Source organism: Streptomyces sp. AC550_RSS872 (assembly GCF_019049285.1).
In the GTDB taxonomy this organism is placed as follows: Bacteria; Actinomycetota; Actinomycetes; order Streptomycetales; family Streptomycetaceae; genus Streptomyces.
The window spans coordinates 23,803-43,874 of the sequence record NZ_JAGMUL010000058.1 but is presented as its reverse complement, the minus strand read 5'-3'; the positions used below and the strand labels follow the sequence as shown (position 1 = coordinate 43,874).

General features: G+C 66.5%; 19 protein-coding genes and 3 pseudogenes. 13 read left to right on the top strand and 9 right to left on the bottom strand.

The annotated features are described in order from the left end of the window. The first annotated feature begins 14 nt into the window (after positions 1-14). The gene (locus tag KUM44_RS23345; RefSeq protein WP_217210636.1) at positions 15-227 is read left to right on the top strand and encodes a DUF4287 domain-containing protein; all 213 of its coding nucleotides are present in this window, start codon (positions 15-17) and stop codon (positions 225-227) included. A 35-nt stretch (positions 228-262) separates the two neighbouring features. Here the strand turns inward: KUM44_RS23345 and KUM44_RS23340 are convergent, their stop codons facing one another. The 3 genes from KUM44_RS23340 to KUM44_RS23330 all read right to left on the bottom strand — a co-directional run bounded on the left by KUM44_RS23340 (position 263) and on the right by KUM44_RS23330 (position 3,443). Beyond that, positions 263-1,063: an alpha/beta fold hydrolase gene (locus tag KUM44_RS23340; RefSeq protein WP_217210634.1), complete on the bottom strand. Its 801-nt coding sequence runs from the start codon at positions 1,061-1,063 to the stop codon at positions 263-265. A 19-nt stretch (positions 1,064-1,082) separates the two neighbouring features. After that, a complete protein-coding gene (locus KUM44_RS23335) occupies positions 1,083-2,114 on the bottom strand; it encodes a sigma-70 family RNA polymerase sigma factor (protein WP_217210632.1) in 1,032 nt (343 codons plus the stop codon). Between the two features lie 354 nt (positions 2,115-2,468). After that, on the bottom strand, positions 2,469-3,443 hold the full coding sequence (locus KUM44_RS23330; RefSeq protein ID WP_217210630.1) for a helix-turn-helix domain-containing protein: 975 nt from the start codon (positions 3,441-3,443) through the stop codon (positions 2,469-2,471). Positions 3,444-3,561: 118 nt separating this feature from the next. Between KUM44_RS23330 and KUM44_RS23325 the strand changes: the two genes are divergently transcribed. Beyond that, positions 3,562-4,599, top strand: coding sequence for a trans-acting enoyl reductase family protein (locus KUM44_RS23325; protein ID WP_217210628.1), 1,038 nt, complete (start codon positions 3,562-3,564; stop codon positions 4,597-4,599). Between the two features lie 661 nt (positions 4,600-5,260). Continuing rightward, positions 5,261-5,513: pseudogene (locus tag KUM44_RS45625) on the top strand (tyrosine-type recombinase/integrase); the annotation flags it as partial. 317 nt (positions 5,514-5,830) lie between these two features. Here the strand turns inward: KUM44_RS45625 and KUM44_RS23320 are convergent. Next, entirely contained in the window at positions 5,831-6,916 is a 1,086-nt protein-coding gene (locus KUM44_RS23320) for a substrate-binding domain-containing protein (protein ID WP_217210626.1), read from the bottom strand. 735 nt (positions 6,917-7,651) lie between these two features. On the opposite strand from KUM44_RS23320, the pseudogene KUM44_RS45620 reads away from it, so the two are divergent. After that, positions 7,652-7,816: pseudogene (locus KUM44_RS45620) on the top strand (IS630 family transposase); the annotation flags it as partial. A gap of 30 nt (positions 7,817-7,846) precedes the next feature. Here KUM44_RS45620 and KUM44_RS23315 read toward each other — a convergent pair. Together KUM44_RS23315 and KUM44_RS23310 are read right to left on the bottom strand one after the other, a co-directional pair. Continuing rightward, positions 7,847-8,335 (bottom strand): GNAT family N-acetyltransferase, encoded by a 489-nt coding sequence (locus KUM44_RS23315; protein WP_217210625.1) that lies wholly within the window; start codon positions 8,333-8,335, stop codon positions 7,847-7,849. Positions 8,336-8,724: 389 nt separating this feature from the next. Beyond that, positions 8,725-9,213 (bottom strand): GIY-YIG nuclease family protein, encoded by a 489-nt coding sequence (locus KUM44_RS23310; protein ID WP_308402697.1) that lies wholly within the window; start codon positions 9,211-9,213, stop codon positions 8,725-8,727. A 483-nt stretch (positions 9,214-9,696) separates the two neighbouring features. On the opposite strand from KUM44_RS23310, the gene KUM44_RS23305 reads away from it, so the two are divergent. Beyond that, positions 9,697-10,230, top strand: a complete 534-nt coding sequence (locus tag KUM44_RS23305) for a hypothetical protein (RefSeq protein ID WP_217210620.1) — start codon at positions 9,697-9,699, stop codon at positions 10,228-10,230. A gap of 480 nt (positions 10,231-10,710) precedes the next feature. Here KUM44_RS23305 and KUM44_RS47240 read toward each other — a convergent pair whose 3' ends face one another. Next, the gene (locus tag KUM44_RS47240) at positions 10,711-10,854 is read right to left on the bottom strand and encodes a hypothetical protein (RefSeq protein WP_308402696.1); all 144 of its coding nucleotides are present in this window, start codon (positions 10,852-10,854) and stop codon (positions 10,711-10,713) included. A gap of 415 nt (positions 10,855-11,269) precedes the next feature. Between KUM44_RS47240 and KUM44_RS23295 the strand changes: the two genes are divergently transcribed. The 3 genes from KUM44_RS23295 to KUM44_RS23285 all read left to right on the top strand — a co-directional run bounded on the left by KUM44_RS23295 (position 11,270) and on the right by KUM44_RS23285 (position 13,688). After that, a complete protein-coding gene (locus KUM44_RS23295) occupies positions 11,270-12,190 on the top strand; it encodes a TIR domain-containing protein (protein WP_217210619.1) in 921 nt (306 codons plus the stop codon). A 104-nt stretch (positions 12,191-12,294) separates the two neighbouring features. Then, positions 12,295-12,813 (top strand): TIR domain-containing protein, encoded by a 519-nt coding sequence (locus KUM44_RS23290; protein ID WP_217210617.1) that lies wholly within the window; start codon positions 12,295-12,297, stop codon positions 12,811-12,813. Continuing rightward, positions 12,810-13,688, top strand: coding sequence for a macro domain-containing protein (locus tag KUM44_RS23285; RefSeq protein ID WP_217210615.1), 879 nt, complete (start codon positions 12,810-12,812; stop codon positions 13,686-13,688). The genes KUM44_RS23290 and KUM44_RS23285 overlap by 4 nt, the downstream gene beginning before the upstream one ends. 375 nt (positions 13,689-14,063) lie before the next feature. Here the strand turns inward: KUM44_RS23285 and KUM44_RS23280 are convergent, their stop codons facing one another. Together KUM44_RS23280 and KUM44_RS23275 are read right to left on the bottom strand one after the other, a co-directional pair. Then, positions 14,064-14,432: a hypothetical protein gene (locus KUM44_RS23280; protein ID WP_217210953.1), complete on the bottom strand. Its 369-nt coding sequence runs from the start codon at positions 14,430-14,432 to the stop codon at positions 14,064-14,066. A gap of 180 nt (positions 14,433-14,612) precedes the next feature. Further along, a pseudogene (locus tag KUM44_RS23275) lies at positions 14,613-14,960 on the bottom strand (ATP-binding protein); the annotation flags it as partial. Between the two features lie 184 nt (positions 14,961-15,144). On the opposite strand from KUM44_RS23275, the gene KUM44_RS23270 reads away from it, so the two are divergent. The 5 genes from KUM44_RS23270 to KUM44_RS23250 all read left to right on the top strand — a co-directional run bounded on the left by KUM44_RS23270 (position 15,145) and on the right by KUM44_RS23250 (position 20,054). Then, the gene (locus tag KUM44_RS23270) at positions 15,145-16,428 is read left to right on the top strand and encodes a helix-turn-helix domain-containing protein (RefSeq protein WP_217210613.1); all 1,284 of its coding nucleotides are present in this window, start codon (positions 15,145-15,147) and stop codon (positions 16,426-16,428) included. Next, positions 16,425-16,994 (top strand): flavoprotein, encoded by a 570-nt coding sequence (locus KUM44_RS23265; protein ID WP_217210611.1) that lies wholly within the window; start codon positions 16,425-16,427, stop codon positions 16,992-16,994. Before KUM44_RS23270 ends, KUM44_RS23265 begins: the two co-directional genes overlap by 4 nt. Positions 16,995-17,751: 757 nt before the next feature. Next, on the top strand, positions 17,752-18,888 hold the full coding sequence (locus KUM44_RS23260; RefSeq protein WP_217210608.1) for a molybdopterin-dependent oxidoreductase: 1,137 nt from the start codon (positions 17,752-17,754) through the stop codon (positions 18,886-18,888). Continuing rightward, a complete protein-coding gene (locus KUM44_RS23255; RefSeq protein ID WP_217210606.1) occupies positions 18,885-19,286 on the top strand; it encodes a hypothetical protein in 402 nt (133 codons plus the stop codon). The genes KUM44_RS23260 and KUM44_RS23255 overlap by 4 nt, the downstream gene beginning before the upstream one ends. A gap of 99 nt (positions 19,287-19,385) precedes the next feature. Then, positions 19,386-20,054 carry a hypothetical protein gene (locus KUM44_RS23250; RefSeq protein ID WP_254389959.1) on the top strand — a complete coding sequence of 223 codons (669 nt, stop codon included), beginning with the start codon at positions 19,386-19,388 and terminating at the stop codon, positions 20,052-20,054. Positions 20,055-20,072 lie beyond the last annotated feature (18 nt).

Here is a 20,072-nt window from a genome sequence, read left to right as displayed (position 1 = left end):
AACGGGGACATCCCATGACCGACGCGGTAAAGGGTCCCGCCAGCTACTTCCCCTCCATCGAGAAGAAGTACGGCCGCCCGATCCACGAGTGGAAGGACCTCATCCGATCCTCCCCGCTGACCAAGCACATGGAGCTCGTCTCCTGGCTCAAGTCCGAGCACGGCCTGGGACACGGTCACGCCAACGCCCTTGTCGCGCACACGCTCGCCGAGAACAGCGGCCAGTGACGTGAACGTGATCACGCCGTCCGGCGGATGGCAGATCATGTGACGTTTCCAAGGAGCCCCCGGAGCACGTGCCGCAGGACGTCCGGTCGCTCCAGATGAACGTCGTGTCCCGTCCCGGGGACGCTCAAAGCCACCGTCTCCGGCCGCTGCCGGAGCATCTCGTCAATCTCGCCCGACGAGATGATGCCGGACTGGCCGAGGACGGCCAGGGCCGGGCAGGCCACCCTCAACCACTCGTCCCAGAAGGACCGTTGAGCAATCTCCGCCAGCGACTCGACCATCACGTCCCGGTCGAAGCGCGGCCACCAGCCGCCGTCTTGCTCCACCAGGCCGGCCGCCCAGCCCTCGCCGACCGGACCGCCGCCGAGGAACTCGACGGCAGCCTCCCGCGACGGGAACGGCCTGGGCCAGGAATCGAGCCACCCCCCGATCTCCGTCTGTACGTCACGGTTCGGCCCGCCCGGCCCGGCCTCCACCATGACGAGCGCACGGAAGAGGCCGGGGTACGCGGCGGCGGCGAGCATGGCGGTGTGGCCGCCCAGCGACTGGCCCACCAGGACGGGTTGCCGGAGGCTGAGCTGTTCGAGTACTGCGACGGTATCCGCGACGTACGCGGCGCGGGACACGTCCCGCGGACGGCGCTCACTGGCACCGTGGCCGCGCTGGTCGACGGCGACGACCCGGTAACGGGGGCTCAGGTCTCGGGCGATGGCGTCCCATTCGCCCGCGTGGCCGGCCAGCCCGTGCAGCAGGACGACGGGCAGCCCCGATCCGCCCCAGTCACGGCAGGAAATACGGACGTCGTCACGGACGACGATGTGCTCTGACCAAGGCATGCGGGGTCCTTCGGGTCCTTCAGACAGGGGCCGGGCCCGGGAGGCGGCGGCCATCGGTGGCGCTGGTGTCAGGAGAGGAGTCCGGGCCTATGTGTGCGGGCAGGCCGAAGAGCGGGAACAGGCGCTCTGCATCGCGGAAGGCGTTGATGCCGGTGATGCGGTTGCCGGAGAACTCGATGACCTGGAGTGCCCAGGGTTCGTAGCCCGTACCGTCGAGGCTGGGCCGGTACTGGCCGAACGCGGGGGTGCCGTTCGCCGTGGTCGGGATCAGGCGGGAGCCGCGACAGCCGACGGCGGGCCCGGTCAGCCACGCCTGAATGTCGGGGACCCCGCGCATCCACTTCGCGTACGGGGGAAGACACAGCGTGGCGTCGACGTGGAGCAGCATGTTCAGCTCCTCCATGTCGTAGCGGGAGAAGGCCGTGGCGTACCGCTCGGCAAGCACGCGTCGGACGGCGTCGGACGGCCGGGTACCGGGGTCGTCGGCGGGTCCGCGGTGCGCGGCCAATGTGGCACGGGCCCGTTGCAGGGCACTGTTGACCGAGGTGACGGTCGAGCCGTGCAGCTCGGCGACCTCGCGGGCCGAGAAGGCCAGCACATCCCGGAGGATCAGCGTGGCCCGCTGTCTGGGCGGGAGGTGCTGGAGCGCGGCGACGAACGCCAGCCGCACCGACTCGCCCGCTGCCACCGCCGCCTCGGGGTCCCCTCCAGGACAGGGCCCGATCCACATGGCGGACTCCTCCGGAGCTCCCGGGGCCGAAGCTCCGGGCGACGGCTCCGAGAGGTCCATCGGCAGAGCCCGCCGCCTGCCGGCGGCCAGTGCGTCCAGGCACACGTTGGTGGCGATGCGGTAGACCCACGACCGCAGCGACGAACGCCCCTCAAACCCCTCGACGTTACGCCAGGCCCGGACCATCGTCTCCTGCACGGCGTCCTCGGCCTCGGCGTATGAGCCCAGCATCCGGTAGCAGTACCCGGTCAGTTCTGCCCGGTGGTTGTCCAGCCGGACCGCCGTCTCGCGCTCGCCGTCGCCCACGACAAGATCCTTCATGCTTGCTCCGCCCCCTGACGCGTGCCCTCCGAGGCCACCGACCAGGTGGTTCCAGTGATGTCCTTGGCCGCACGAAATTACCGGTCAGCAGCGGGGCACGGCCAGTGATCAGGATTCAGATCGCGTCGACGGCAGGGATAGCGTCGTGGTGGCGCGGTCTCACGGCCTGGTCGCACCGCTGTTGACCGTGGGTGTCCGCTCTCATGGGCACGCGGAGGGCACGGCGCTGCGCACAGCAGGAACGTGGAGTGCACGCGGCCCTCATTGCGCTCGGACTCCGTCGACTCGAAGGACTGCTCTGAGTGCGCCGTTGCGGGTGCACATGCGAGGTGCCGGTCAGCTCGTGGAAGCTGGTCACATGCGGTGCCGGTCGTCCTTCGAGTCGGTGCGGGGCCGTGAGCGGAACGTGCGGCGGTAGGCGTCGGGAGGCACGCCGACCGTGCGGTTGAAGTGTCGGCGCAGCGTCGTGGCGGTGCCCATGCCGGTGGCTGTCGCGATGGCGTCGACGACGTCGTCGGTGGTCTCCAGCAACTCCTGGGCGCGGCGGATCCGTTGGGTCAGCAGCCATTGCAGCGGGGTGGTTCCGGTCACCGCCCTGAAGTGGCGGCCCAGATTGCGCGAGCTCATCCGTGCCTGGCGTGCCAGGTCCTCCACGGTGAGTGGGTGGTCGAGGCGTTCGATCGCCCAGGGGAACAGCGCGGCGAGCGGATGGTCGTCCCGGGCGGGCACCGGGGCGGCTACGAACTGCGCCTGGCCGCCCGCCCGGTGCGGCGGCACGACCAGGCGGCGGGCGACGGCGTTGGCAACGGACGAGCCGTGGTCGAGACGAACGAGGTGCAGGCACAGGTCCATCGCGGCGGCCTTGCCGGCAGAGGTGAGCACGCTGCCGTTGTCCACGTAGAGCACGTCCGGATCGACCTCGACGCGCGGGTAGCGGGCGGCCAGGGCCTCGGTGTGCGCCCAGTGCGTGGTCGCGCGCCTGCCGTCCAGCAGACCGGCGGCGGCCAGCACGAACGCGCCCGTGCACAGGGAGGCCACGCGCGCACCTGCCTCGTGGGCCGCACGCACCGCGCCGACGAGATCGGCGGGCGGGTCCTCGTCGGCATCGGCCCACCCGGGGACGATCACGGTGTCGGCATGCCGGAGGCGGTCGAGCCCCTGGTCGGGCTCGAGCCGGAACCTGCCTACCCGCACGGCGTCTGACCCGCAGACCTCGACGTCGTACCAGGGGATGCCCACATCGGCCGGAGCTGCGCCGAACACCTCGTAGGCCATGGACAGTTCGAAGTGCAGCATTCCCTCGGTGAGGGCCAGCGCGACGGTACCCATGTCCGAAAGTGTACGGGGCACGTCGTTCCGGACACTCACGGCAGGACGTCCGCACCCGCCAGTGTGTTCACAGCGGATCAAGCGCATCAAGCGGATCAATCGAGTCGGGGGAGAACCCATGGGATCGGGACCGGGACAGACAGTGACGGTGTTCGGCGCGTACGGACACACCGGACGCTTTGTGGTGGCAGAGCTGCGGGATCGCGGGTTCGTCCCGGTTCTGTCCGGCCGCGACGCCGGCAAGCTGCGGGCGATGGCGGCATCCGCCCCCGGACTCGAGGTGCGGCCGGCGTCGGTCGACGACCCCGCCTCGCTCGACCGCGCCCTGGACGGTGCCGACGCCGTGATCAACTGCGCCGGGCCCTTCGCGACGACTGCCGCTCCCGTGATCGAGGCGGCACTGCGCGCCGGGATCCCATACGTCGATGTGGCGGCCGAGATCGAGGCCAACCTCGACACGTTCACGCACTTCGCGGACCGCGCCCGCGCGGCGGGAGCGGTGATCGTCCCCGCGATGGCCTTCTACGGCGGCCTCGGCGACCTGCTGGCCACCGCCGCGATGGGTGACTGGACGGCGGCCGACGAAGCGAACATCGCCTACGGGCTGAGTAGTTGGCACCCCACCCCCGGGACACGCACCGCGGGTACGGTCTCCAGCGACCGGCGACGCGGCCGGCGTGTCCGCTACACGGACGGGCAGTTGTCGTACCACGACGACAAGCCGACCCTCCTGAAGTGGCCCTTCCCCGACCCGATGGGCACCAGGGAGGTCGTCGGGGAGTTCACGATGGCCGACGTGGTCACCATCCCCAGCCACCTTTCCATCCCCGAGGTGCGCACCCACATGGCGACCGAAGCGGCCAGAGATCTCTCGGCCCCGGACACCCCAGCGCCGACCGCGGCCGACGAGAACGGGCGGTCCGACCAGACCTTCCTCGTCGACGCCGTCGTACGCTCCGGCGGCACCGAACGGCACGCTGTGGCAAGCGGCAGAGACATCTACGCAGTCAGCGCACCGCTCGCGGTGGAGGCGGTCCACCGCATCCTCACCGGCCGGACCCGCACGGTCGGTGTCGCCTCCGCCGGCGAAATCTTCGACGCGCCCGACTTCCTCCGTGCGCTGTCCCCGCACATCTCCTTCGAACTGCTCCAGTAGCAGACATTGTCCTGACCGTCGGAGTGGGTGCTGCGGCCAACGCCTCGATTTCGAAGACGAGCACATGCCCCTGCGGTTGTGGGTACGACCGCGATCGAGAAGACATACGGCCGTCCGACAGCGGAGTGGAAGGTGCTGATGCGAGCCGCTGTTCTCGCGGACTTCTGAGCGGGCGGCCCGCACGCCCTCCAAGGTTGAGGTCCGCGACGCGGGCCGCCGTGAGACGGGCTCCGGACCTGCCACGTGATCATCGTGATTACGGGTACGTCCGGCTTCCTGGCTGCCCTTGACTCGACGCACTGGGAGCACGGGCCGCGAATGAGGCGATCTCGGCTACCGGGTTCCTGGTCATGTCCCCGCTCCTGCTGGCGTAAATCCATCATGTCGCGAGGCGCGAGCGCCGCCCGGTCCGTCCATGTCCGCTGTCACGCGATATACCTCCACCCTGCGGATGCCGTGAAGGTAACCGCGCACTCCGGGCGCCTCGGCGGCGCACGCAATCCCGTTCAGCCTCACTGAAGGAACAGCAAGCTGAGGGCTTCCGGCGCGGGAAGCCGCAACGCGAATCAGAAAGCCGCAGGTCAGCGACATACTCCGATGACGGGAGCGTTGCGCGTATGGCTCCCGCCCAACGCTCGTGCCCTTCGCGTGCCCGACGAAGGTGGGCGTCATCCCCAAGGCCAAGAGCCGACAGCACGAGGCCGCTCGCGAACACGGCATGCACGCCCTCCGGCACTTCTACGCGTCCGTTCTGCTGGGACGCCGGCGAGAGCATCAAGGCCGTCAGCGAGTACCTCGGGCACTCAGACCCGGGGCTGACGCTGAAGGTGTACGCGCACCTCATGCCCAGTAGCCGGGACCGGGCCCGGAACGCCATCGGTCGCGCGCTCCGGCCGCAAGATCCTGGGCGCTGAGGGCCCACAGTGGGCCCAGGCCATGAAAACGCCCCTGACTCGCGCCATGTGCGCAGGTCAGGGGCATGATCACAAAATCTACTTCTTCTTGCCCTGGGTCTGGCGGGCCCGTTTTTCGGCCCTGGTCAGAGAGGCGCAGGCCCAACTGACCTGCGGCTGAGCGGTTGTTGGTGGTCGTCGTTGGTCGTTGCCGGTCGTCGTCGGAGGTCCCACAGAGGTCCCAGAGCGGGCCCCAACTTGGGGCGCGTCGGGACCTCTGGCGCTAGAGGTCAGACCCTCTACCGCTAGAGGTCTTGAGGTGAACGCGTAGATCGCGTTTACGTGGTGAGTCCCGCCCTTTCACAAGCGGCTTTGTACTTGGGCGTGCAGATCTGATCGATCGTGTACATGCCGTCCTTGACGACCGTGTCCTTGATGTTGTCGGCGGTCAGGGAGATCGGGGTGAGCAGGACGGCCGGGATGTCGTCGGTGGTGGGGCTGTCGACCATGTCTGTGGCGATGTCGCCGAGTTGTTCACCCTGGGCCAGGGCGACGGCCATTTCGGCGGCGGCCTCGGCCTCAAGCTTGAAGGGCTTGTAGACGGTCATGTACTGCTCGCCGCTCACGATGCGCTGTACGGCCGTGATGTCGGCGTCCTGGCCGGTGACCGGGGGGAGCGGTGAGACCTTGGCGGCCCTGAGGGCGGAGATGACGCCGCCAGCGAGGCCGTCGTTGGCGGAGTAGACGCCGTCGATGTTGTCGGCGCCCAGAGCGGAGATGGCGCTGGACATGTTGATGTGGGCGATATCCGGATTCCACTCGACGGTGTCGTACGCCTTGCCGATCTTCACCTTCCCCTGGAGGACGGACAGGGCGCCCCTCTTGAAGGCGGCCGAGTTCGGGTCGGCCGAGGAGCCATTCATCATGACGATCTGCCCGCCGTCCGCCTTGTCGCCCATGGCCTTGAGGAGCGCCCGGCCCTGGATCTCACCGATCTTCTCGCCGTCGAAGGAGACGTAGCCCGAGATCGGGCCCGTGGCGAGGCGGTCGTAGGCGACGACCGGGATGCCCGCGCGATCGGCCGTCTCGACCGAGGACCGGGCCGCCTCGGCGTCGACGGGGTCGAGGATCAGGACCTCGACCCCCTTGGTGACCATGGAGTGAATCTGCTGCTGTTGGGTGGCCACATCCTCCTTGGCGTTGGCGTACTCCACCGTGCAGTCGCCGCACAGGTCCTTGATCTTCTTCTCGATCAGGGGCCTGTCGAACTGCTCGGCGCGAGGGGTCCCGGCTCCCGGGAGCAGCAAACCGATCGTCACGCCGCCCGTGCCGGAGGTGTTCCCGGCACTGCCGCAGGAGGCCAGGACGACGGCCAGGGACACCGTGGCCACAGAGCCGGCGGCACGGCGCAGGTAGAGCTTCACGTGCGGGCACCTCCTTACCCGTCGACCGGACGCCGATCAGATCCCCATCCCAGTATGGGCAGGCACAGGGTGTTATGGCACAGGATGCGGAGGGCTGACCAGACTGCAGCAAGGGGCGGACGTTCCGGAGCCGCAAGTGCAAGAGCCGAGATACGGAGCCGCTACAGCGCGGAGCCAGCAGCTCAGGACTACCTTGCGCGACTCCACGCCCCTGGACAGGAGAAGCCGGGGTTCCTGCCTGAGTGAGGTTGCGGGGCTCAGGGCCGGGCCGTTCTCTCGCTCCAGGTCGTCGACAAAGGGCCCTGACGGGCGGCGCGGGGGTCGGCTGTGATGATGGGTGTTCGCCTGATTAACGGTGTGAGCGCCTGCGACGATGTGAGCATGCCGACGCCTGGAACGCCTCTCCCAGCTGCACTCATCCCCGACTGCCCCAAACCTGAAGCTCACCACGCGGCCTAGCGCCAAGGCCGACGACGCGATCTTTGTGTGCATCGCTCGCTAGGGCCGGCGCTGGAAGGTGGAGCTCGACGCTATGGCCAGCAGCGGGCCCACCATCCCGGACCAGGCAGTGACAGTCTTGCAGTCCGCGGCTGAAGTATTGGTATCTGCTGGCACAGATAGCGGCCCGCACCGTGCCTGACCAGGTCGCCTGACCAGGTCGCTAGTGCTCTGACCGCGATGGTTCACCGGGTTGCGGTTCGCGTTGATAGGTCGCCGGTCCCGGGTGGGGCGGCCCCAAACCACACCGTCCAGACCCGTGCCCTGCACGCCTACCTGCGCTGGCGCAACGCCAACGCCCGCCACCCCGACGTCCTGGCCGCCCAACGCCGCGAGCGTGCTCGTATCCGCAGCGAGAAAGGCATCCGCTGGGGCAGACACCCCCACTCAGCCGCAGCATGACCGGGCCCGGTGATCCGCCCCCGTCACTTCTCAGCGACTACCGACCCGGCTTGGTGCCAACTCGGCGATGACCTCATCACCATCAACTGCTCCCGTCGGCACGAAACCCAGCGATGTGTAGAGCCGTCCGGCAACAGCGTTGTCCGGCTGATATGCCAGCCGGATCGTCCAGCAGCCCTCCTGCGCCGCCAACCAGCCCGTCATGGTCAGCAGAAGGGCGCGGCCGAGGCCCTTGCCCTGCTCGGCCCCATCGATCAGCATTCCCCCGATCCAGTGCGAGCCGTCCTCGTCCAGACCCCACATGACGTGTCCGACGACCGCGTCGTCGGCGTAGACCGCCAGCGAGTTCCAGCTGTCCTCACGCATCGACAACAAGAGGTAGCGGGCTGCCATGGCGGGGACATGACTTCGCTGCTCGTCGAGAGGCACGATGTCAGCGACCTCGCGCCAGTTCTCGTCGCCCACCTCCCGTAAGGTGACGCGCCGTCCGGTCCGGTCGAAAAATCCGCGGTCAATCATCCGATGAGACTACTGCTCGCAGTTCAGTGACCCGGCGAACCTGTGCGGTCACAGCACTAGACGATAGAGGCGCATGTGAGGCACCCCTCGAATCCTGCGCCTAGTGCGGCTCGCTGCGGCCGAGCGCTCCGACCACAGGACTGAGGTCCCAGAGAGGTCCCGGGCCGTGAAAATGCCTCCCATCCGCGCCGTTCGCGCAGGTGGGAGGCATGATCACGCAACCTACTTCTTCTTGCCCTGGGTCTTGCCGGGGATCTTGGTGAGCTGGGTTTTTGCTGGTCAGAGGCAGTGGGTTCGTGCGCCTGGTGGTCGTCGTTGGTCGTCCTTGGCCACTGTTGAGCGGCCTCGGACGGCCCAGGGACGGCCCAGGCAACGGCCCGTTCGGCGGCCTACGAGCTGATGGACAACTCTCGTGCTCGCTGGCGCGCTTGGGCTCGTATCTCCTTCAGGCGACTGTGGAACGCGTTGTGGCGGTTCTGGTCGAGGTTCAGCGGGAGGTCGAGCTGGGAGATGAGTTGTGACTCCAGGTCCCATGGTTCGCTCTGCTCAATCCAGCACACCCGCGCGTTGTCCGCCATCCACTGGCTCAGGGTGGCTTCGCCGGCCTTGCCGAAGGTCATCCGCTTGCCGCTGCCCACGCGGCGCAGCTCAAGGCCGAGCAGGCATCCGAGGGTGAGCCGCAGCGTCGAGCCGGCCGCGTTGCCCCGGTAGTGGTAGCGCACCCGCTTGCGAAGGTTCTGCGTACTGGTGCGGTTCGCCATGAACCGCGGGGCTATACCGACGTACAGCAGGCGCCCAGCGTCCAAGTCGGGGTGGGGCGGCTGCTCGAAGTGCCACCCGTAGACCCCTGCCGCCGCCGGTACAGGACTCGGACGCACCAAGACCTCCTGCGCCGACCACAACTGATCGGGACTGACGAGAGCTCTAGCTTCCACGGCATCTCCAGGCGCGCGACGGCTGATCGTCGCAGGCTACTGGTCGCCGCTGACAGCGTCCCTCGCCTACGTAGCTGCGTGACATCAGCTTGGGAAGCTTGGGTTCTACGGGGCCGATGGGTTTGCTGACCTGCTGAGGAGCGGACTCATGACCTGAGGGCGTGCCGGATGGGTGACCGCTGTTCCCTGTGGTTCCCCGCACTATCTGGCACGGGTTTGGCACGGGGGCATGTCCAGGGACTAAGTCAGCGGCGCCGCAGATCCGGCCGCCGGGGCCGAGGTCGGTGGAGGTGGTCAACGAGTGGGCTGCGGTCTCCGGGTTCCTGAACGGCTTTGGCACTGGACCCGGCACTGCCCACTGGCTGACCGCAGCGAGATGAGGTGAGCCGCTACTCAAGCCACAGCATCGTCGCCAGAATGACTCATATGACGTCGTTGCTGGCCTTACTGGGGGCTCCGGTCGGGGCCGTGCTGACCACGCTGATTGGCGTATTCGTTGGGAGCATCGTCAGCAGAAGAGCTCAAGATCGCCACTGGATCAGGGAACAGCAGGCGGCAGCGTGCGTCCGTGTACTGCGGGAATCATCCTCAGTGCTTGTGGACCTCAGCGACATGGACCGCAACCGGCCTGACGACATCCCTCAAGGCGTGCTGGCCCCGACGACAGTCGACTGGCGCCCCTGGGGCGAAGCCCTCAGTAGCGTCAATCTCGTTGCCAGCAGGGACATTGCAGCAGCCGCGCACGCCATTGACGAGCAGATCTGGCGGTTTCACATTGCCATTCGGCGGGGTCTGACTCCTGAGGAGAACTGGATGGAGCTCAGAGGGAGAGTCGTTGCCGCACAGGGGCACTTCATAGCCGTCGCTCGTCGGCATCTCTCGCTCAGCGGAGAACCCCTCCAGCGCCTCGACGGACGCCCAGCACCGGACGACCCGATCTGGCAGACGGGGCGGCTCTAGAGCCCGGCTGGGGTCACTTGCGACGCTTGCGTGCCTTTGCCTTGCGTTCGGCTTCCTTGCGCTTCTCGATGGTGTACGACGACCACTCGCCACGGTGCAGGTTGCATCGCGACGCACCGACCATCGCCAGCCGCCGGCACCGAGTGCCCTTCTCCGTGAGTGCTCCACACCTGGACTGCGTGCGAGTCACGTCTCCCACCCCCGGTCTCGACCGTCGTGCGGACCAGTGCAGGATTACCCGGCACATGTCCTCTGTGGAAGGCGCACTGCTCCGCTCAGTGGTGCACGGCGGCCAAAGGAGGTTGCTCGGGGGCGCACGCTTTCCAACTGTGGTGGTGGTCCGGAGAGCGTCGAACGGGGCCGTTCACCTGCGTTCATGGGCGGCCAGCCGTGAGTGCGGCTACCGGCTTCAGGACGGTCTGAACGGCTGTGAACGGCGATTAATGAGACGGAAACTGAGACGGGAGCACGCCCCTAGCTTCAGGGCCTGAGCTGGCTCTGCTGGGGATCGAAGCAGACCAGCCCCATCGAGTCGGCGAGGGCTGCCGCGTAGCTGGAGGCCTCCTCAGCCGTGCTCCAGCGCATCGGGAAGTAGACAAGCGGGCCGCATGCCTCGCTGGTCAACGGCCCCGTCGACCAAGGGAAGGTATCCCCACATTCGTTCTCGGTCAGGTCACACCACCGTTCCAGGAGGGCGGCAACGTAAGCCGCTATGCGCACGACCGGCGGATGAGGTTGGTGAACGCTCGCGCAGCCGCCTTGTCGTCCGCAGGGCGATCGCCCTCCACACAGCCAAGTCGTGACTCATGTCCGGAGGCTCTCCCGGTGCGCTGACAGGCCGACCTTGCTCGCGGAACGGCAGGGTAGGCACCGAGGTTCGGTACCCACTGGCCGCGCGAACGCCCGTTGCGCAATGAGACTCCCTTACGGGCGGTCCACCGGGTGCTCTAAGCAGAGTCCGTGTGATCCTGAGACAGGGCGACCCAACCTCCGGCATCCTGGATGCTAACGATGTTCGGCACATGGCGAGGTAAGAACTGTGCGCGTTTTTATTAGCTGGTCAGGGGACGCTTCAAAGCTGTGTGCGGAGGCACTTAGGGACTGGCTTCCATTTATGAATCAAGCTATCGACCCCTTTGTTTCCTCGCAGGACATTTCCAAGGGTGAGCGAGGCCTGGATAAGATTGCAAGCCAACTACAGCGCTGCAACTATGGAATCGTCTGCGTAACTCGCGAAAATCAGCATGCTCCGTGGATCAACTTCGAGTCGGGAGCTTTGTCAAGAGAACTTGGGGAATCTCTGCTCGCCCCTTTTCTACTTGATCTAGCTGTTAAGGACCTCTCTGGCCCAATCGCCCAGTTCCAAGCCACTGAAAGTTCCTCTCGGGATGACGTCTGGTCGCTGGTGAAGAGCATCAATGAAAAATCCGAGAATAGTGTTGATCTTGACCGACTGCGGGTCACCTTCGACAGGTTCTGGGGTGATCTCCAAGAGAATCTTGAGCGGATTAGATCCGTGCGGCCGCACGATGCACTACCAGAGCGCGAAACCTCAGAGATTCTCAACGAGCTGGTTGCATTGGTTAGAGAGCAGAGTTCTCGAGTTCATAGCCTAGAGAGGAAAATTTCACTAATCGAGATGGCGAATACCGTACCCCGCTACACGATTAACGAACCAGCCGGCGAAATAACTATCAATGCCACCCAAAGAGAGGATTCCGTTGGGCAATTCAAGAGAATGCGTCGCGCTATCCTCGATATAATTGGTCCAGAGAATGTTCTAAAGATTAATTCGAGTGGCCCTACTGATCTAGAGGTTTACACAAGCGAGGAAGGCCTCCGGGCGGCGCATGCATCAGAGGAGAAGCTCCGGGCATTGGCGTCAAGCCTTGGAGTCGGCACCTATATCAACACGCCTGGCAATAGGCGCGATGCGGCTGTGATTCTCGCTCCGTTCTAACTTACGTGCGAGATTTCCTCTGTTTGCGCCAGTTGGATTTGCGCAGACGTCAGCTATGTTTCTGCCACTTCCGATATCACCGCAGTCGAGCCATAGGAAGATAGATGCCCTACCGGAATAAAACTTATGTGGCGTTCGCAAGTGAAGATATTTATTGCTATCGACTCATGGAAGCCTGGCGCGATAACAGGAATATCGAATTCAATTTTTTCGATGCCCATGACATCAATACTGCCCTTGATGCTAGTAGACCGGAAACTATCCGCCGCAGACTCGGCGAGCGCTTGTCAAGTACAAAGCAAACCGTTGTCCTTCTGAGCGACACTACGCGCCCTAAGGCCGCTAGACCCTCGAGCTTTCTTTACTACGAAATCGAGGCGATCAAGCGGCGAAATCTGCCTGTCGTCTTTGTTGACCTGAAGGGATCGCGAGTGGTAGAGCGGGCGAAAATTCCGGCCACTCTGATTAATCACTACTCCATCAATGTATCCTTCCAGCCAGCCATTATCAGGTATGCACTAGATGAGTACGTCCCCGCCTATATGGCAAATCCATCTAACGCTAACGTGAAGACAGGGCCGCATTACTACAAGGGGCATGTTTACGCGAGGTTGGGTCTGTGAGCGCCTTGCATAGATTCGCGCAACTGTTCAGAACGCAGCGTGGATTGACGCTTTTCTCGCGTAATTCGCTCGGGGCGTTCGGCCTACTTTCAGGCGTCTTGCAAATAGTTTTGGCTCTTTGGGTGGATGTCGCGATTTCAGCTCCTCAGCGCTGGGTTCTCCTTGGTGCACTGTTGGCTGTCTCGCTGCTCTTTGGCGCCTACAGGGCCTGGCCGCAACGCAAAGTCACGCGCGAGTTCAGCAATCCCGATATAGCGATCACGGTCGAGGTCGGAGACCTGTTTGCACAGGGTAGTCATCTCGTTATTGGGTTCACGGACACTTTTGACACGGATACGACGAACGGCGTCGTGATATCTAGCACCAGCGTTCAGGGGCAGTTCCAAGAAAAAGTCTACGGGGGCGACGTCGGCAAACTAGATTCCGACTTGAGTGACGCTCTTGAGCGCGTCGAATATGTATCTACAGAAACCTCGGAAGCGAAGCCGATTGGCAAGCTGCGAAGATATCCGATATCTACCGTGGCAACGCTAGGAAGTCCTGCGCGTCACTACTTCTGTGTTGCGTACTCCAAGATGGAGAATGATCTGATCGCACAATCAAGCGTTGACGCTCTGTGGAAGAGTCTAGATGCTGTTTGGGATGCCATACACGTTCGAGGTCAGCGCAAGGCTGTTTCCATTCCAATCATTGGCTCAGAATTGGCTCGTGTCTCTTGCTTGAATAGGGAAAGTCTTCTAAAGATGATCACCCTATCTTTCGTAGCTCGCTCCCGCCAGAATCCTGTGTGCAAGGAGCTTCGGATTGTAGTCCACCCTAAAGACTTCGAGCATATAAACATGCTCGAAGTCGACGCTTTTCTTCGCACGCTATAAACGCTGCCCTCCTGGATGGAGTGCGGTGCAAGCGGTCGACGTAGCGGCTTTGGGCTGGAGCTGCTTTGGCGCGAGTGATCATGGCCCCGTAAGCTTCCGGCGCGTCGGGCAGTCTGTGGACCTGCCCGGTAAAGCACGACGTTGGGGCCATGATCTGCGAGGCTCGCGCCAAAGTGGCTGCCTAAAGCCGTGGAGCCGACCGCCCCAGCCACGACGCACCTCTTCTCTGGTATCAGGTGGCTGATTGCTGTGCGCGCGGCCCGGGCGCCGGCCGGGATGGAGCGGGGCGGAGACAGGAGCGCAGGCCCGGCCGGGGGCCGGGCCGCGCGCGGTGAGCGGAGCGAGCCGCCTTGAACCAGTAGAGAAAGTTGTAACTCAGTCGGTCGCGCAGGGTTTGAAGTCATATGCGCAGGACGGGAGTTCGACGCCGTTGCGGTGGGCGAGCGGTGCGAAGAGCACCGGCCGGATCGTCCAGGTGATGCGGGTGCGTCCCTGCGTGATCGAAACAGTGCAAGGCTTCGCCCGTAGGAGGGCTCGTCGGGTCTCGATGCGGCCCTCGTACAACCAGTCCCATGCCTCGTCAGAAGCTTGAGAGTCCAGGGCGGGTGTGATGGTGCGCAGGGCGACCGCGACCCATCTGTCTGCCTGGGCCGCCGAGTAAGCGTCGACGGATGCCAGAGGTGCTGGCCGCCGTTGTACGTCCAGGTCCTCGGTCCAGCACTCGCACCAGTAGCCCGCGCGCAGGGCAGGTGCGTCAGGGATCTTTGTGGGGGAGCGAGGTGGGGGGAGATGCGTGCCTTCGACGCTTCGGGCTGGTGCGCAGGCAGCTGAGGCCTCGTTGTGTCTGACCGTGGTGGACGGAGGGTGGAGATCTGGTCGGTCGGCTGGTGTCGGCAGGGTGAGTTCGGCCCAGCAGCATTTGCCCGTTTCCGTTGGATCGGTGCCGTGGCTGGCGGCCAATGCCTCGATGAGATGCAGGCCGCGGCCGTTCTCGCTGTTCAGGTCGGGGTGACCGGGACGGGGCAGATCCGGACTGGCGTCGTGCACTTCGATTCGGAGGAGGCGGCCGGTCAACTGCACCAGCAAGGCCACGCGGTCGGTGCCGGCGTGCTGGACCGCGTTGGTGACCAGCTCACTGATCAGCAGTTCGGCGGTGTGCACGGTGTCTTCGTCCAGCTGTGCCCGCCAGCCTCGTATCCCGGCTACGGCCCGGCGTCGGACGGCGGTCACGGCGGTGGGTGTGGCCGGCACCGAGAAGCTGAGCTGTTGCATTGCCATGGGTGGCCTTCCGGTTGAGTCTGGCTGGCAACTTCACGCAAGCAGGTGACAGGCGGGCCGGACGGCGTCGGAGTCGGTGCTGCATCGGATATGCAGAGGCTGCATCACGTCGCGGTACGACTGACCTACGCTCCGTTGAGCAGGCATGATCGGCTGCAGCGAAAGGGGGCAGTGGCAGATGCCCGAGACGCAGCACGAGGGGCGACGGGTCGGTGAAGTGATCCGCAAGGCACGGGTGTTACGGCGACGCTCGCAGAAGGACGTCGCCACCGCGCTCGGCTATCACCAGTCCAAGGTGAGCCGACTGGAGAACGGTCGTGGGACGGGGGACATTGCGGTGCTCCGGGCCCTTGCCGAGGAACTCGGAATCCCGCCGGGTCAGTTGGGCCTGGCGTCGGAGGCCGATGCTTCCGCCGTCGGCCCGGACACGGTGCCCGCTCACATGCACCGCCGTACGTTCCTCGCCGCAGGGCTGGCCGCTCTCACGCCACCACCTGCCACCCCGACGCCGGCCCATGACGACCTCGTACAGGTTCTCCTGCCTGGCCCTGGTCCATCGCCCACCGGGGTTCCGTCAGACCCGACGGCGCTCCGCGAGCGCGTCGGTGCCGTTCGCAGGCTCTTCTACACCTGTGACTACACGACGTTGGAGCGCGTGCTGCCCGGCCTGATCGCTGACCTGAGGCAGGCCGTGAGCGATGCAGTTACGGACACATGCGCTCTCTCCGGGATGCTGGCCACGGCATACCAGACGGCGACCAGCCTGCTGCTCAAGCAGCACGACCAGGGCAACGCCTGGCTCGCGGTCGGCCGAGCGATGGCCGAGGCCGAACGCTCCGGGGACCCGGTGATCCTCGCCTCGAGCGTCCGTGTTCAGGCACACGTCCTGGCCCGCGAGAAGCACGCCGCTCAGGCCGTCACCGTCGTCCGCTGCACCGCTGACCAGCTCGCGGGGTCCTACGACCGCCGTTCCCCGAAGTTCCTTGCTGCTCTGGGGCTGTTGCTGCTCCGTGGTGTTACGGCAGCCAGCGGGGGAGGGGATCGTGCCGCCTGCGGAACATTCCTCGCCGAGGCCAAGGAAGTGGCCCGCTATGTGTGCCTCGAACGGCCCGACGCCTGGGCCAACTTCAGCCCCACCAACGTCGCCCTCCACGAAGTGAGCGCGCTGGTGGCCCTGGGCGACACCGGCCGTGCCCTCCAAGCCGCGCGCCCCCTCATGCACCGCCCCATCCCGGTACCCGAGCGCCGGGCCGCGCTCTGGGTGGAGGCCGCCCGCGCCTACAGCCGACAGGACCGCCTCGCCGACGCCTGCCGCGCCCTTCAGGTCGCCGAAAGCTGTGCCGCCCAGGATGTCCGCCGTCCAGCAGTGCGGGACCTCGTTGCCGACATGGCCGCCCGCGACCGTCGCCGCACACTGCCGCAGCTGCACGAATTCAGTCGCCGAGTAGGAGCCACCGCGTGACCGAACCGTCCACCCCCCGCAAGAAGCCCTTCTTGTACGTCGTCGTCTGTGCCTGCGGCGTTGCCGGTGATGTCGGCAAGCTGATCGCGGCCGCACAGGAGCGGCATTGGGATGTGGGGATCATCGCAACACCGCAGGGGCTGGGCTTCCTCGACGTCGAATCGATCGAGGCCCGGACCGGCTACCCCGTCCGTTCCGCCTGGCGGACCCCGGGCGAGGCCAGGCCCCTGCCTCCGGCGGACGCGATCGCCGTGGCACCGGCCAGCTTCAACACGATCAACAAGTGGGCCGCCGGCATCGCGGACACCCTCGCTCTCGGCGTCCTCTGCGAGGCATTCGGGATGGGTATCCCCACCGCTGTACTGCCGTACTTGAACGCAGCCCAAGCAGCCCATCCTGCTTACGCGCAGAATCTGAACCGGCTCCGTGAGATGGATGTCCTGATCGGCTCGTACGAGCCCCACCTGCCCAAGGCGGGGGGCGGCGCGGACCGCTACCGCTGGGAGGAGGCCTTGGGCCTCCTGGAACCGCATCTGCGCCGTCGTACGCCGGGCAGGCGGTTGTGAGCTTTACTCCTATGGGGGCAGCGGGCTCGTGATGCAGAAGTGGCGCGCTTCTGGCACGCGACCGCTGATCACAGCGGACAGCAAAAAGGCCCGGGTCTCTGACCTGGGCCTTAATCATGGAGCGGGTGACGAGAATCGAACTCGCGCTCTCAGCTTGGGAAGCGACGGCGCCTGGGCGGGCTGTATGGCTCTGACGTGCGCAGATGGCTTCGGCTCGGGCGGTCGTGCGGGTCGGATCGCACCGGTGTTGACCGTGGTTGTCCGCTGCTATGGGCACGCTATGGGCACGGGGCGCGCAAACCGGTGGGCAGAATGCGTCCAGGGACAGGTGCTGTGTTGGGCCGGGCTCGGCCGGGCGTCCAGTCAACATACGCCTTCGCGGGTGCACAGGGCTTGGTGATCTCGACCTCGCCGGGCGAGGTGTCGAACCGTGGCACGGCCTCGTTGGCCGGCCCGAGCGAGCGGAACGACCCCCGCATCGGAACGAGCCCCTTCCCGGTGATCGAGTGCACCGCCGCGGATCTCGATCCGCCGAGTCCTGGACTTCTCCCGGTGACCGTGACGTCCTCCGGCCCCCGGCGCCTTGGACACGGCTCGCTTCCATCGCCATACAGACTCATGTGGTGGAAGTGAGGCGACTGGGGAGCGGGGGCGCCTCAGACTCTCGTAGGCAGTTCGCCGGGCGATCACTGGCCGTCACTGTTCCGTAAGGCGCTCGGACGTTCCGGAACGGACAGCTGCCGAGTGGGATCGGTGCATGAAACTGCGTGTTCTTCCGCCGGTGTTCAGGGGCAGGCTGCACGACGCCCGCACGGCGACATCGATCGGCCGCTGGCTGGGGCCGGCGTTCGCCCTGTGCTTCGTCACCGGGCTCGTCAGCCACTTCATGCAGCATCCGCCGGTCTGGCTGGCCGACCGCATCCCGAGTCGCCCGTCGTGGGGTTACCGGTTCACCCAGGGCCTGCACGTCGCTTCCGGCATCGCGGCGATTCCGCTCCTGCTCGCCAAGCTGTGGACGGTGTACCCACGGCTGTTCGCGTGGCCGCCGCTGCGGTCGGCACGGCACGCGCTGGAACGTCTGTCGGTCGCGGTGCTGGTGGCCGGGGCCGTCTTCGAGCTGGCGACCGGGCTGCTGAACACGGTCCAGTGGTACCCGTGGCCGTTCTCGTTCGTGCCGGTGCACTACGCGGTGGCGTGGCTGGTGACCGGGGCCCTGGTGCTGCACATCGCGGTCAAGGCCCCCGAGATCCGGGCGCATTGGAGCCGACGGTCGCCCGGGACGCTCAGCCTGCCGGCACAGGACGCCGCCGACCGGCGGTCGTTGCTGGCGGCGGTGGCGGCGGCCGTCGGAGCCGTCACCCTCACCACGGTGGGTCAGTCCCTCACTCCGCTGAAGAACCTCATCCTGTTCGCGCCGCGCCATCCCGACCACGGCCCGCAGGCCCTGCCCGTCAACCGGACCGCCGCGGCGGCCGGGGTCGGCCGGGTCGCCGACGAGCAGTACCGCCTGGTGGTGGCCGGTCCACGGCCGTACACCCTTACGTTGGACGAGCTGCGTGCTCTGCCGCAGCACGAGGCGGAACTGCCGATCGCCTGTGTGGAGGGCTGGAGCAGGTCGGCGCACTGGACGGGCGTACGGGTCGCGGATCTGCTGGAGCGGTCGGGGGCGCCGGCGGACGCGCGGGTGCGGGTGGTGTCGCTGCAACTGCGCGGTGGCTACCGGGTGTCGGAGATGGGGCATGAGCACGCCCGCGACCCGCTGACCCTGCTCGCGCTCCGTCTGAACGGAGAGGAGCTCGACCCCGACCACGGCTACCCGGCGCGGCTCATCGCCCCGAACCGGCCCGGCGTGCTTCAGACCAAGTGGGTGGGACGGCTGGAGGTGCTGTCGTGAAGGTGACGCGTGTTGTCGTGGGCGCGGTGGGTGTGGCCCTCATGGGCGTCGGCGCGTCGCTGCTGACGGACGTCCGTGACCTGACCGGCGTTCTGGCCTGGCTGGGCGGGGCGGTCCTCCTGCACGACGTGCTGCTCGCACCGCTGGTGCTGCTGGCCGGGCTGGTGCTGGTGCGCGGCCGGGCGCGCGGTCCGGTGCGCGGGGCACTGGTGGTCATGGGCGCGTTGACGGTGGTGGCGTTGCCGGTGCTGCTGCGCCCGGGACGCACGGCGAACGCCTCGGTGCTCCCGCTGGACTATCCGCGCAACTGGCTGATCGCGCTGGCGGTCGTGGCCACGGTGACGGCGCTCGCGTCGGCCGCCAGGGGCCTTGTGCGGCGTCTGCGGTCACCGTCGTGAGGGACAGCGGCCGACCGCGGCCGCTTTCGGTGTTACGGGTGTCTTACGCGTTCCGCGCAGGGGCACGGCGGAGCCGGCGCGCCCTCCTACGGTGACGGGATGAGATCATTGCGTGCTCTGCGTGCTCTGCGTGCTCTGCGTGCTCTGCGTACGACGGCGCTGGTGACGGCGGTCCCCCTGCTGCTGGCTGTCGCCGGTCTGGTCCATCCCCGGCATCTGACGGCGGCGACGGCGGGCGACTGGGCCGGGCTGCACGTCGTCCTGCTGCCGGTGTTCCCGTTCTTGGTGCTCGGTCTGGTGGTCCCGTTGTGGGGCAGGCCGCGCCGTGACGCCGATGGATTCCTGACGGTGCTCGCCTGGGCCGGATGCCTCGTCTACGCCGCGTACTACTCCGGACTCGACGCCGTCGCCGGGATCTCCGCGGGCACGGTGGTGGACCACGGGGTCCACGGGGCGGCCGGGCGGCTGTTCGCGGCCGGCGACGAACTGGGCCGGGCGGGGGTCTACGCCTTGGCCGTGGCCTGTGCCGCGACGTGCGCGGTGCTGCACCGGCGGCACGGGGCTCGGGTGCTGCCGGGGGCCGTGGCGCTGCTCGCCGCCTGCTGGTCGTTCGCCGACAGCCACATCTTCTGGCCGCGGGGTGTGCTCACCATGCTCGGCTTCGCCCTGGGGTTCGCCTTGCTGACGGCGGCGACGTATCGAAGGGGAGAGGAAAGGGTGGCGACCGGAGACGACGGGGCACGGCCTCGAAGGCCTACGAACCGATGAGGTACCCCCGTCGAACAG